Consider the following 12827-nt stretch of genomic DNA (forward strand, 5'->3'; position numbering starts at 1 on the left):
ATGATGCAGAAATCGAAGTCGAAAATGAGCGGCGCGGTGAAATTCCGCAAGGTATTCGTGGGGGCGGCCATGGTGGCCGCGGCTTGCGGCGGCACCGTGCTCACGGCACCGGCGGCTTCCGCACACGACGCGTCAGTGCCTGTGAACCATTGCGGGGTTTTCCCCCAGCTGGCATCGCAATGCGGCTATGGAGGCGTCACCAACAACCACACCCGCGCCTACTCATGCGACACCTACAGCGACGGCATCGGCGTCCGCACCGAATTCACGCTCCGCAACGGCACGCCGGGGCACGTGGATGACGCGAATGGCAGCGACAAGGGCTGCAGTGCCGTCATTTCGGGGTCATCGTCCAATCCGATCGTCTCTTTCCGCGTCTGCCAGAAATCGAACGTGTGGTTCTGCACCCGCTGGAGTCCCGCGTGAGCCTTGTTTCCAGTGAGGGGTAAGTCAACTTTGACGTGATCGGCTCCTTGCCGTGAAGGTCCCCTTGCTTACCCTGAAGGTAGTGAACGAGGCCTTCGCTACTTGGTTGCAGTCCCCGGTGAGACGCGGCGCGTCCTTGACTGTCCACAAGGGACATTGTTAGGCAACTCTGTGTCCGATTCATGCCTTCGTGTGCGGTTTTGAGCGGGGTCGTGAGTGCTGATTAGGGTTAGAACCCCACTTGGCACTCACGACCCCTGTCGAAACCGGGCAGACCCAAAGCGGGCACCGCGATGTCGAATCGTGTTCTTGTGGACATTCGAGCAGGCGCAGGTCGTTGACACTCGGCCCCGGCGACGCCCGGGTCACGTCATCGCGACCAGGGTCCGCCGCTTGCCCGTGAACGGCTCGCGTCCGTGGGCCATCAGCATGTTGTTGATCACCATGATGTCGCCCGGCTGCCACGGGAACGCGTAGCTGACCTCGTCGTAGGTCGCCTTGATCGTGGCCAGGTCCGCCCGCGGGATCGGCGAGCCGTCGGCGAAGTACGCGTTGCGGGGCAGGTCTTCCTCGGGGTACAGCTCCAGCAGCGCCTCGCTGACCTCCTCCCCCAGGCTCGACACGTGGAACAGGTTGGCTTGGTTGAACCACACCGTCGCGCGGGTGTGCGGTTCCTCGACGAAAGACGGCCGCACGTGCCGGGTGCGCAGGCCCTCGTCGGTCCATTCGTAGGTCTGCCCGTTGCCGGTGCAGTAGTCCTCGACCACCTGGCGGTCGCCGGTCTGGAACGCCTCCTGCCAGGTCAGCCCGAGGCCCTCACGGAATGCCCGCGTGTAGGTGACGCCGCCCGCGAACCGCTCGCGCAGGTCGGCCGGCAGCAGGCGGTACATCGCGCGGCTGTCGGCGATCGGTGTGGCGCCGCCGGTTTCGGCCGCCGTGTCGCACAGGAAGAACAAACGGTCCGGCCAGTGCGCCGAGTACGAGTTCTCGTTGTGCATCGGGATCGACTCGGCAGGCGGGTACTCCGTCGAGGTGTAGATGTTGCCCGAAACCGCCGACCGCGGTGTCGATCGTTCCGTGTAGGTCAGCAGCGAGCCGCCGATCTCCTCGGTGACTTCGTTGAACAGTGTCAGGTCGGCGGGCATCCCGCGCAGCAGGATCGCGCCGTGCTCGCGCAGCCGGTCCTGCAGGACTTCGCGGTGCGCGCGCACCCAGTCCAGGCCCGTGGCCGCGTACGTGGTGATCTTCGTGTGTTCGTTGCCCTCCACGTCGTGGGCGCTGTCGAGGTTCGCCGCGAGTTCGGTCATGACTCCTCCAGTTCGAATCGGATCAGCTTGGCGGCCTCGGCGTGCAGCGCGGCGAGGTCTTCGGTGTCGCCGAACCCCGCGGCGAGCACGTTCACCGCGTAGATCTCCTGGTCGTCGGTGAGCAGCTGCCCCGGGCGCACGATGGTGACGACCTCCAGGACCTCGGGCAGGTCGGCGACCTCGTCGGTGCCCTCGACGCGGACCAGCCGCCCGGAGCCCTCGGCGTAGAAGATCAGGTAGCCCACCGGCACCGGCAGGCCCGCACCTCGCGCGGGCGGTGGCGTGCCCAGTGCCAGCGACACGGCCTCGGCGATGACGTCGATGCCGGTCGCCAGCTTCAGCAGCACCGGCTGGGCGCCCCCCGCGGGGCGGCCCGCGTTCACCTCGACGATCGTCGGGCCCAGCTCGGCGTCGTCGATCAGCTCCAGATGAGCGCAGGTGTTGTCCAGGCCCAGCGCGAGCACGGCGGCCGTGGCGGCCGAGAACAGCCGCTGACTGTCCTCTTCGGACAGGTCGACCGGTGGGCAGACCATGCCCAGTTCGAACTTGCGCTCGTCGATCAGCGACTTCTCCACCACGGCCACCGGCTCCGCGACACCGTCGCGCACCAGGACGTCGACCGCGTACTCCGGCCCGCGCAGCAGGCCTTCCACGAGGAACACCTTCGTCGGGTCGATCGGCGCCGGTCCGCCACCGATGAAGCGGTGGTATCTGGCGTCCTCCGACAGCGGCAACCGCTCGGACAGCAGCCGGTACGCCGCCGCCAGTTCGTCCACAGTGGACACCGTCCGTACCAGATTGCTCGCCGCGCCGTTCACCGGCTTGACGATCGCCGGGAGCCCGACCGCCGAAGCCACCGACGCCGCCTCGGCAGCCGACGAGATCAGCGCGCAGCGCGGCCCCGGCAACCCGGCCGCGGCCAGCGTCCGCCGGACCGCGAACTTGTTGTGTGTCACGGTGAACACCGACGCCGGGCAGCGCGCGACACCGAGCAGCTCGGCCGCACGGGCGACCTTCGCGATGATCCCTTCGGCGGCGGTCACCACCCCGGCCGGACGGGCGTCCCGCGCCCGGATGGCCTCGGCGACGGCTTCGGCGTCACGGACGTCGTCGACAACGACGAAACCGTCCACGAGTTCCGTGAGCTGTGCCTGCTCGGCCGGTTCCAGGGGCTGGGTGACCAGTTCGGCCCGCAGGCCGGTCGCGTGCACGGCGGCCACGACGTCGGCGATCCACTGTCCGGCGGTCTCCCGGACCACGAACGCGGTGCTCACACGTCCTCCAGTTCCAGACGGACGAGTTTGCTCGCCTCCGCGTGCAGGGCGGCGAGGTCGTCGTGATCGGCGAACCCGGCCACGACGAGGTTGACCGCGTAGATCTCCTGTTCGTCGGTGAGCACCTGTCCCGGCGAGACGGTGGTGACGACGTCGATCACCTCGGGCAGCTCGGCGATCTCGTCGAGTCCGCCGATGCCGGTCAACCGGCCCGAACCGGCCGCGTAGAGGATCAGCATGCCCAGTGGGATCGGCAGTTTCGCGGGTTCCCGCACCGGCGGCGGAGCGCCCACCGCGAGTGCCGCCAGCTCGGCGAACACGTCGATGCCGGTGCGCAGCTTCGCCAGCAGCGGCATGATCGACCCGGCGGGCCTGCCCGCGTTGACCTCGACGATCGTCGGACCGCGGTCGACGTCGTCGATCAGCTCGACGTGGGCGCAGGTGTTGTCGAGTCCCAGCGCGCGGACAGCGGCGACCGCGGCCGCGGTGACCAGCTCGGCCCGGTCGGCGGTGAGCCCGGCGGGCGGGCACGACAGGGCCAGCTCGAACTTCCGCTCGTCGATCAGGGGCTTGTCGAGGATCTCGACCGGCTCGGCCACGCCATCGCGGACCAGCACGTCCACCGCGTACTCCGGACCAGACAGGAATCCTTCGACGAGGAACGTCTTCGACGGGTCCAATGTCCCCAGTGGACGATGGTAGCGCGGATCCGCGGACTCGGGCAGCCGCGCGGCCAGCAGTTCGTACGCCGCCGCCAGTTCGTCCACAGTAGACACAGAGCGGACGAGGTTGCTGCCCGCGCCGTTGACCGGCTTGACGATCGCCGGGAGCCCGACCGCCGAAGCCACCGACGCCGCCTCGGCAGGCGACGAGATCAAGGCATACGCGGGTCCGGGCAGCCCGGCCGCGGCGAGCGTCTCCCGGACCGCGAACTTGTTCGCGCACAAGGCGAACACCGACGCCGGGCAGCGCGCCACCCCGAGTAGCTCCGCGGCGAGGGCGGTGCTCGCGATGGCGCCGTCCGAGCCGGTGAAGATCCCGGCCAACGCGCCGCCGTCGATCTCCCGGACCTTCGCCGCGACGGCTTCCGGGTCGTGGACGTCGTCGAGCGCGACGACGTCGTCCACCACCCCGGCCAGCGCGGCCCGCTCGGCCGCGTCCATCGGCGGGGCGAGCAGCACCACACGGTGCCCGGCCGCCCGCAGTGTCGGCGCGACCTCGCCGATCCAGTGCCCGCGGGCCTCCCTGACCAGCACTGCCGTACTCATGCGGTTTCCTTCCCGGCGAGCTTGCGCTCCCGTTCCTGCGCCCCGACCAGGTCGTCGGGCAGGGAATCGGGCACCTCGGTGTCGAACCGGCGCAGCAGCCGCAGCGAGAACCCGCCCACGTTGATCAGCAACAGGATCAGCGCGAAGACGACATAGGCGAGCCCGATACCCCGGGTCTCGCCCGTGCCGAGCACGGCACCGACCGACCCGGTCAGCGCACCGCCCGGCGCCAACAGCGGCGAGAACCAGCCGACGGCCAGCGGCGCCAGCACGGCGAACCCGATCGGCAGCGTCGACCACGTGATCGTCTGGTTGATCGCGAACACCCGGCCGTGGAACCGCTGCGGCACCTTGACCTGCACCAGCGTCGCGTAGATGCCCTGTGACACGGCCATCGCGGCGGCCAGCAGGAACACCCCGGCCGCGACGACGATCAGCGACGGCCGCAGGCCCATCACCAGGCTGCCGAGCGCGATCCCGATGTTGCCCGCCAGCACGCCGACCATCCGCCGGTGCCGCGGACCACCCCACAGTGCCATCCCGATGCCGCCCGCCACCGCGCCGACGGCCTCCGCCAGCGCCACCTGCGCGACGTCGGTGACCGAGCCGAACGACAGCACGAGCGGCGATACCAGCACCAGCGCGGGCGCGAGGAAGACGTTCGCCAGCGCGAAGTACAGCAGCATCGTGCGGAAGCCGCGGTGGTTCCACGAGTACCGCAGGCCGCCCGCGATGGCGGTCAGCAGCGGTTCACGCGGGCGCCAGCCCAGCAGATCCGGGAACCGCACCAGCAGCAGGCCCACGATCGCGAACGCGTAGCTCGCCATGTCCAGGATCAGGATGCCGGACAGCTCGATCGCCGCCAGCAGCCCGGCCGCGAGCACCGGCATCAGCAGCTGGGCGAACCCGGTGGACAGCTGCGCGAGTCCCATCGCGTGACCGAGGTACTGCTTCGGCACCAGCTGCGCCACCGACGACTGGTAAGCGATGCGCTGGAACGAAGCGGCCACCGACCCGAGCGGGATCAACAGGTAGAACAGCCACAGCTGCACGTGCCCGGTGATCAGCAGCAACGCCAGGATCAGCTGGATCCCGCCGGCGACGCCGCTGGCCGCGATCATGATCCGTCGCCGGTCGCCGCGGTCGACCAGCGCACCCGCCACCGGCAGGACGAGCACGCCGAACAGCAGCGCGAGCGCCCACAGCAGGCCGAGGTCGGCGACCGAGCCCGTGCGGGTGTAGAGCCAGATCGGCACCGCGAACGACGTCAGCGCCGAGCCGGTCGAGGACACCAGTTGCCCGACCGTGATCGTGAGGAACCGGGCCATGCTCGGCCGCACCGCGGGTTTGTCGTCGACTTCCGCTCGATGGGTCTCGTGCACCGCCCAGGCCGCGTCGTCGCCGCGCGCCCGGACATCGAGTTCACCGGGATCGTCCAGCGCCGGGTGCACGCGGGTGACGATCTCCGCGAGTTCGTCGGCCCGGTAGCGCAGGAAGAAATGCCCGGCCCGGTCGAGCACCACGAGCGCGGTGGTGCCGGTGAGGAACTCCCATTCCCGGTACCGCTCGGTGTAGTAGTCGGTGACCGGGTCCTCGGAGCCGACCACCGACACGATCGGCGCGCGCAGCTTGGCCACGCGGGCATCGAGCAGGCCGCTGAAGTACTCCTCGGCGGCGCGGCTGTCGGCGCGCATGTTCGTGATGATCTGATCGGCCTGCGCCGGGTCGAGGTCGTCGGTGTCGACGCCCATCCCCTTGAGCCAGTTCGAGTAGTACCGGTTGCTGCGCAGCTTCTCCAGCCGGGTGCGCAGCGTGCCCACCACGCCTTTCATCCGCGCGAACGGGAAGATCGCGCCGATGTAGACGACCTCCAGCTCGCGGCCGCGTTCTTCGAGCAGCCGGGCGACGCCGACGGCCAGGGCGTTGCCGACCCCGCAGTGGCCGTAGATGGCCAGCGGGCCGTCGACGCGGTCGAGGATCTCGTCGGCCAGCCGCTCGACCAGGTCGTCGAAGGGCAGAGCCTCTTCGGTCAGTCCGACGTCGTGGCCGGGGATGGCGACCGAGTAGAGCGAGTAGCCCTCCGGGAGCGCGTCGGCCAGCGGCTGGTAGACGATCGCACTGCCGCCACCGTAGGGGAAGCAGACGTAGGTCAGTGTCCGCTGCTTCGCCGGCTTGGTCAGCTCGTACAGGAGATGCCGCGGCCGGTCGGTGGTGTCACCCTCCATAAAGGACGCCAGCTCGCGGATCGTGCGGTGCTGGAACAGGTCCATGACGCCGACCTGCCCGGCGTCCGCCTTGCCGATCCGCGCCACCACCTGGGTGGCCAGCATCGAGTGGCCACCGAGGTCGAAGAAGTCGTCGTCGATGCCCAGTTCGTCCACTTTGAGCACGTCCCGCCAGATCCCGGCCAGCAGGATCTCGGCCGGGGTCGACGGCTCGACCAGCTCCTTGGTCGCGTCCCTGGACGCGACCGGGGCGGGCAGCGCCTTGCGGTCGAGCTTGCCGTTCGGGGTGAGCGGCAGTTCGTCGAGCGGGACGAACGACGGCGGGACCATGTAGTCCGGGAGGCTCTGCTTGAGCGCCGTCCGCAGCGCGCCGGGCTCGGCGTCCCCGACGACGTACCCGACCAGCCGCTTGTCCCCCGGCGTGTCCTCGCGGACGATCACGGCGGCGTCGCGCACACCCGGCTGGGCACGCAACGTCGTCTCGATCTCCCCCAGTTCGATCCGCAGGCCGCGCAGCTTGACCTGGTGGTCGATCCGGCCGAGGAACGCGATCGTCCCGTCCGGGCGCCAGTGCGCGAGGTCGCCGGTGCGGTACATCCGTCCACTGTGGAACGGGTCGGGCACGAACCGCTCGGCTGTCAGTCCGGGACGGTTGTGGTAACCCAGCGCGAGGCCGACCCCGGCGATGTGCAGTTCGCCGGGCACGCCGACCGGACAGGGCCGCCCGGCGCGGTCGAGGACGTAGATCCGGATGTTCTGGATCGGCGCGCCGATCGGCACCGACGCGACCTCGGCGAGCGCGGCAGGCGTGCAGTGCCAGGCGGTGACGTCGATGGCGGCTTCGGTCGGCCCGTAGAGGTTGTGCAGCTCGCAGTCCGGCAGCCGCCGGGTGAACTCGCGGGCGGCGTCGAGGGGCAGTTCCTCGCCGCTGCACACGACCCGCCGCAGCGCCGTGCAGGTCTCGACGCCTTGCTCGGCAAGGAAAAGCGTGAGCATCGACGGTACGAAGTGCGCGGTGGTGACGCCCTCGGACGCGAGCAGCTCACGCAGGTACGCGGCGTCCTTGTGGCCGCCGGGTTCGGCGAGCACCAGCCGCGCGCCGGTGATCAGCGGCCAGAAGAACTCCCAGACCGACACGTCGAAGCCGGCCGGGGTCTTCTGCAGCACCGAATCGGTGCCGTCGAGGCGGTACGCGCGCTGCATCCAGTCGAGCCGGTTGACGATGCCGCGGTGCCCGTTGGGCACGCCCTTCGGCTGACCGGTCGAGCCCGAGGTGTAGATGACGTACGCCGGGTCTTCCGGTCCGGCGAGCGGCTCGGGCGAAGCGCCCGGTTGCCCGGCCGTCTCGGCGAGGTCGTCCAGGACGACGACGGTCGCATCCCCCGGTGGCAGCGTTTCGCGCAACGCCGCCTGCGTCAGCACGACGGGCGCGGCCGCGTCCCGCAGCATGAACGCCAGCCGGTCGGCCGGGTACTCCGGGTCGAGCGGGACGTAGGCACCACCGGCTTTCAGCACGCCGAGGAGCGCGACGACCAACTCGAACGATCGCTCCGCGAACACGCCGGTGAGCACACCGGGCCCGACGCCGAGGCCACGCAGCCGGTGCGCGAGCCGGTTGGCCCGCTCGTCCAGTTCGCGGTAGGTCAGCGACGCGCCGCGGAAGGTCACCGCGGGCGCGTCCGGCGTCCGGGCGGCCTGCTCCTCGACGAGCGCGTGCAGCGTGGTCTGCGGGAACTCGGCCGTCGTGGCGTTCCAGCGCTCCAGGACGAGTTCGCGTTGCCCGGCGTCGAGGAGGTCCAGTTCGGACAGTCGCCGCTCCGGATCGGCGACGATCGAGCGCAGCAAGGTGACCAGCCGCTCGGCCATCCCGGCGACCGTTTCCGCGGTGAACAACGCCGTGTTGTGCACGAACTTGCCGATCAGCCCGCCTTCGACCTCGATCGCGTGGAACTCGAAGTCGAACCGGGTCGCGGGCAGGTCCATCGGCAGCCAGCGGAAGTCCACAGCGGACTCTCCGGCCGCGCCCATCCGCCCCATCTCGTAGTTCTGCAGCACGAACATCGCCTGGAACACCGGCGAGCGGCTGACGTCGCGGGGCACGCCGAGCGCGTTCACCAGCCGCTCGAACGGGACGTCGGCGTGCTCGAACGCGTCCAGCACGTGCCGCCGGGTGCGGTCGAGCAGTTCGGCGAACGTCGGGTCGCCCGCCAGCTGGGCACGCAGGGGCAGCATGTTGATGAACATGCCAGCCACGCCCTCCAGCTCGGGCAGGCCCCGTCCGGCCGACGACGAGCCGATCGCGAAGTCCTCCTGGCCCGAGTACCGCGAAAGCAGTACCTGGTAAGCGGCCAGCAAGGTCATGAAGAGCGTGACGCCGTGCCCGCGGCTCAGCTCGCCGAGGGCACGGGCGAGGTCGCGTTCGACGAAGAATTCGTGGATCGCGCCGTCGAAGCTCTGCTTGGCGGGCCGCGGCCGGTCGGTGGGCAGTTCCAGGGGCTCGACCCCGGTGAGCTGCGCCCGCCAGTGCTCCAGCTGCCGGTCCAGTTCGCCACCGGTGAGTGTGCGGCGCTGCCAATGCGCGAAGTCGCCGTACCCGATGCTCAGCGCGGGCAACTCGGCCGTGCCACCGGTGCTCAGGGCGTGGTACTGCGCGGCGAGGTCACGCAGCAGCAGGTCGACCGACCAGCCGTCACCCACGATGTGGTGCGTGCACAGGACCAGCAGGTGCTCCTCGTCGGACACCCTGGCCAGCGTCGCCCGCAGCAGCGGGCCGGCGGCCAGGTCGAACGTCTCGGCCGCGGCGGCGTCGACGGCGGCGCGTGCCGCTTCCTCGCTTCCGGCGTCCACTATGGACAAAGTGACCGTCACCGAGGGTTCGATGTGGACGGTCGGCTGTCCGTCGTCCCCGGCCGGGAACCGCATCCGCAATGCCTCGTGCCGGGCGGGCAAAGCGTCCAAAGCGGACTGGAGCACGGCGACGTCGAGCGTGCCGGTCAGCCGGATCGGCACCGGGATGTGGTAGGACCCGGTGCCCGGCGCGAACTGCTCCATGAACCAGACGCGTTCCTGCTGATAGGACAGCGGGACGACGGCGTCGGCAGGGCGCGGCGTGATGGTCGCGGCCTGCTCCGTGCGCCGTCGCAACCGCCGTTCGAGCAGGGCGCGGCGCGCGGCCGCGCTGCTGGTTTCGTCGATCGCGGTCATGAGTGCTCGCCTTCGGCCAGCTGGCGCTGGACCTCTTCGTCGCTGAGCTGGTCGAGGTCTGCCTCGAGCCGCCGCTCGATCTCGGCGGCGAGCCCGGCGATGGTCGTGAGAGTGAACAGCCCCCGCACCGGGATGTCGACCTCGATCTGCTTGCGGAGCCGGGCCATCGCGCGGATCGCCAGCAGCGAGTTGCCGCCACGGGCGAAGAAGTCGTCGTGCACGCCGAGGTCATCGACGCCCAGCAGCTCACCGAGCACCTCGGCGACGAGTTCTTCGGCGGCGGTCCGGGGTGCGACGTAGGCCGTCGCCTCGCCGGGTTCGGGATCCGGCAGCGCGGCCCGGTCGAGCTTGCCGCTGGCCGCCATCGGCAGCGCGTCGAGCGTGACGAACCGGGTCGGCACCAGGTAGTCCGGCAACGTCTTCCGCAGGGCCTCGGCCGCCCGCTCGGTGCTGCCGACGACATAGCCGACGAGCGTGTCTCCGCGCACCGCCACGGCCGCGTCCCGGACCTCCGGCAGCTCGCGCAGCGCCGCTTCGACCTCGCCGGGCTCGATGCGGTAGCCGCGCAGCTTCACCTGCTCGTCGACGCGGCCGAGGTAGTCGAGCGTGCCGTCACGGCGCCGGCGGACGAGGTCGCCCGTGGCGTACATCCGGCCGAAGGGGCCCTCGGTGAACTTCCCGGCGGTCTGGTCCGGCAACCCGAGGTAGCCGCGAGCGAGCTGCGGCCCGGTGACATACAGCTCACCGGGGACGCCCGGCGGCACCGGCTGCCGCCGCTCGTCGAGGACGTACACGCGAGTGCCGGGCACCGGACGGCCGATCGGGACGGGTCCGGACGCCGGCTGGTCCCCTGGTTCGATCCGGTGGACGACGCAGCCGACCGTGGCCTCGGTCGGGCCGTATTCGTTGACCACGAGTGTGCCGGGGTGCCGCTCCCGCCACGGCTGGACGGCCTCGGCGGTCAGGGCTTCGCCACCGAGCACCAGCTCACCCGTCGGGAACAGCTCCTCGGCGAGGACGGCGAGGTGCGTCGGGGTCGCCTTCACGAACGTCGGGCGGCCACCATCGACCACCGCGCCCCCGGCGGTCAGGGTGCCGAGCAGCGTCGTCACGGTGAGGTCGAACGACGGCGACGTGTGCAGCAACGCGCTTCCGGCCAGACCGGGGTACGCCTCACGCGCCCACGCCAGGTACGTGTCGACGGCCCGGTGCTCGACCTCGACGCCCTTCGGCCGTCCGGTCGAGCCCGACGTATAGATCACGTAGGCGACGTCGCCCGGCCCTGCCGCCGGTTCGGCGTTTTCGGTGGCCGCGGCGGACCACTCGCCCGGGTCGTCGAGGGCCAGCGTCTTGGTGTCCAGTGTGGACTGCCCGGTGACCAGTACGAACGGGACCCCGGCGTCGGCGAGGATCAGCGCCTGCCGGGGTGCCGGGTTGGCCGGGTCGAGCGGGACGTAGGCCGCGCCGCTCTTCAGCACCCCGAGCACGCCGGTCAGCAGATCCGCCGAGTTCGGCACGCATACGCCGACAACGGTGCCGGGACCGGCGCCCAGCTCGCGCAACCGGTGTGCGACCCGGTTGGCCCGCGCGTTCAACTCCGCGTACGTCAGGCGAATCCCGCCGAAGTCGACGGCGGGCGCGTCCGGTGTCCGCCGGACCTGGGCCTCGAACCTGGCATGCACCGGCATAGTGTCCGAAGTGGACACCGTGGCTGCCGTATTCCACTCGGTCAGGACCAGTTCTCGCTCGACGTCCGACAGCAACGGCAGGTCAGCGATCGACCGGGCGGGTTCGGCCAGCGCCGCGGTCAACAGCCGCAGATACCGCTCGGCCATCGCTTCGGCGGTCTCGCGGTCGAACAGGTCGGTACGGTAGACGAGCCTGCCGTCCACGGCGGTCAGGTCGATCGCGATGTCGTCCTTCGCGGTGGCCGAGCGGATCGGCTCCAGCCCCGAATCGGGCAGGAAGTTGAACCCGAGCTGATACAGCGTCTGCACGCCGGGGTCCCGCTCGGCCCCGACCGCCTCCGCGACCGCCTGGAACGGCACCTGGCTGTGGTCGATCGCCTCCAGCAGCGTGGTTCGGACCCGGCCGACCAGCTCGGTGAAGGCGGGCGCGCCCGAGCAGTCGACGCGGACGGCCATCTGGTTGACGAACATGCCGATGAGGTCGGCCAGCTCGGGCAGGTCGCGACCGGCGACCGGAACGCCGACGACGACGTCGTCCACTCGGGACAGTCGCGAAAGGAGTGCCGCGTAACCGGCCAGCAGCACCATGAACGGCGACGCCGAAAGCTCCCGGCCCAGCTCGCCGACCCGGTCGATCAGTCCGTCCGGGAGGGGGAAGTCCACCTGGTCACCGGCGAACGTCAGCTCCGCCGGACGCGGCCGGTCGGTGGGCAGGCCGTGCACCGGCGGGAGACCGGCGAGCCGCGTTCGCCAGTAGTCCAGCTGCGCGCCGGCCGTTTCGAGCTGCCCGCGCTGCCAGGCCGAGTAGTCCGGGTACTGGATGGCCAGCTCGGGCAGCTTCGGCTCGCGGCCTTCGAACACGGCGTCGCACGCCTCACCCAGCTCGGCGCCCAGCACCAGCACCGAGCCGGCGTCGAACACGGTGTGGTGCACGACGAACGTGAGCACCCACTCGTCGTCGGCCATCCGGCACACCTGTGCCCGCCACGGCGGCGGCGAGTCGAGCGGGATGGCCTCGCGCGACACACCACCGGCGAGTTCGGCGAGCCGGGCTTCACGGGCGTCGGCGGGCAGGTCACGCAGGTCGTGCACCTCGGGCTCGATCGGCACCTCGGCGTGCACCACCTGCATGAGCGCGCCGCCGTCCATGCGGAACGACGTGCGCAACGCCTCGTGCCGTCCGACGATGACGCCGAGCGCGGCGCGCCACTGCTCGGCGGTCAGCGGGCGGTCCAGCCGGGCGCGGCAGTGCAGGTTGTACACCGGGGACGCCGGGTCGAGCTGGCCCGACAGCCAGATCCGCTCCTGGCCGAACGAGGCCGGGAACGTCCATTCCTTCGTGTCGCTCATGATTTCCTGTTCTCAGTCTCTGTGGCGGCTGCCGGGAGTCGTGCGTGTTTTGGGTCGTCAGAACGACCCAAAACACTCACGAGTC

At 70.5% G+C, this 12827-nt stretch carries 6 protein-coding genes; 1 reads left to right on the forward strand and 5 read right to left on the reverse strand.

Annotated elements, in window-relative coordinates:
• The first annotated feature begins 3 nt into the window (after positions 1 to 3).
• Complete coding sequence (locus AVL48_RS36305) at positions 4 to 426, forward strand: hypothetical protein (RefSeq protein ID WP_143104696.1); 423 nt, start codon at positions 4 to 6, stop codon at positions 424 to 426.
• Positions 427 to 791: 365 nt separating this feature from the next.
• Here the strand turns inward: AVL48_RS36305 and AVL48_RS36310 are convergent, their stop codons facing one another.
• The 5 genes from AVL48_RS36310 to AVL48_RS36330 are packed head-to-tail and all read right to left on the reverse strand — an operon-like array spanning position 792 to position 12742.
• Positions 792 to 1733, reverse strand: coding sequence for a TauD/TfdA family dioxygenase (locus tag AVL48_RS36310; RefSeq protein ID WP_061980989.1), 942 nt, complete (start codon positions 1731 to 1733; stop codon positions 792 to 794).
• Positions 1730 to 3007: an ATP-grasp domain-containing protein gene (locus AVL48_RS36315; protein WP_061980988.1), complete on the reverse strand. Its 1278-nt coding sequence runs from the start codon at positions 3005 to 3007 to the stop codon at positions 1730 to 1732. Before AVL48_RS36315 ends, AVL48_RS36310 begins: the two co-directional genes overlap by 4 nt.
• Positions 3004 to 4275 (reverse strand): ATP-grasp domain-containing protein, encoded by a 1272-nt coding sequence (locus AVL48_RS36320; protein ID WP_061980987.1) that lies wholly within the window; start codon positions 4273 to 4275, stop codon positions 3004 to 3006. The genes AVL48_RS36315 and AVL48_RS36320 overlap by 4 nt, the downstream gene beginning before the upstream one ends.
• Positions 4272 to 9704, reverse strand: a complete 5433-nt coding sequence (locus tag AVL48_RS36325; RefSeq protein WP_061980986.1) for a non-ribosomal peptide synthetase/MFS transporter — start codon at positions 9702 to 9704, stop codon at positions 4272 to 4274. The genes AVL48_RS36320 and AVL48_RS36325 overlap by 4 nt, the downstream gene beginning before the upstream one ends.
• On the reverse strand, positions 9701 to 12742 hold the full coding sequence (locus AVL48_RS36330) for a non-ribosomal peptide synthetase (RefSeq protein ID WP_061980985.1): 3042 nt from the start codon (positions 12740 to 12742) through the stop codon (positions 9701 to 9703). Before AVL48_RS36330 ends, AVL48_RS36325 begins: the two co-directional genes overlap by 4 nt.
• Positions 12743 to 12827: the final 85 nt, after the last annotated feature.

Origin of the sequence: Amycolatopsis regifaucium (assembly GCF_001613935.1) — a bacterium.
Classification (GTDB): domain Bacteria; phylum Actinomycetota; class Actinomycetes; order Mycobacteriales; family Pseudonocardiaceae; genus Amycolatopsis; species Amycolatopsis regifaucium.

Excerpts from the sequence above, each read along its gene's own strand:
- AVL48_RS36305 (WP_143104696.1), top strand. The coding sequence starts at position 4 with ATGCAGAAATCGAAGTCGAAAATGAGCGGCGCGGTGAAATTCCGCAAG.
- AVL48_RS36310 (WP_061980989.1), bottom strand. The coding sequence starts at position 1,733 with ATGACCGAACTCGCGGCGAACCTCGACAGCGCCCACGACGTGGAGGGC.
- AVL48_RS36320 (WP_061980987.1), bottom strand. The coding sequence starts at position 4,275 with ATGAGTACGGCAGTGCTGGTCAGGGAGGCCCGCGGGCACTGGATCGGC.
- AVL48_RS36325 (WP_061980986.1), bottom strand. The coding sequence starts at position 9,704 with ATGACCGCGATCGACGAAACCAGCAGCGCGGCCGCGCGCCGCGCCCTG.
- AVL48_RS36330 (WP_061980985.1), bottom strand. The coding sequence starts at position 12,742 with ATGAGCGACACGAAGGAATGGACGTTCCCGGCCTCGTTCGGCCAGGAG.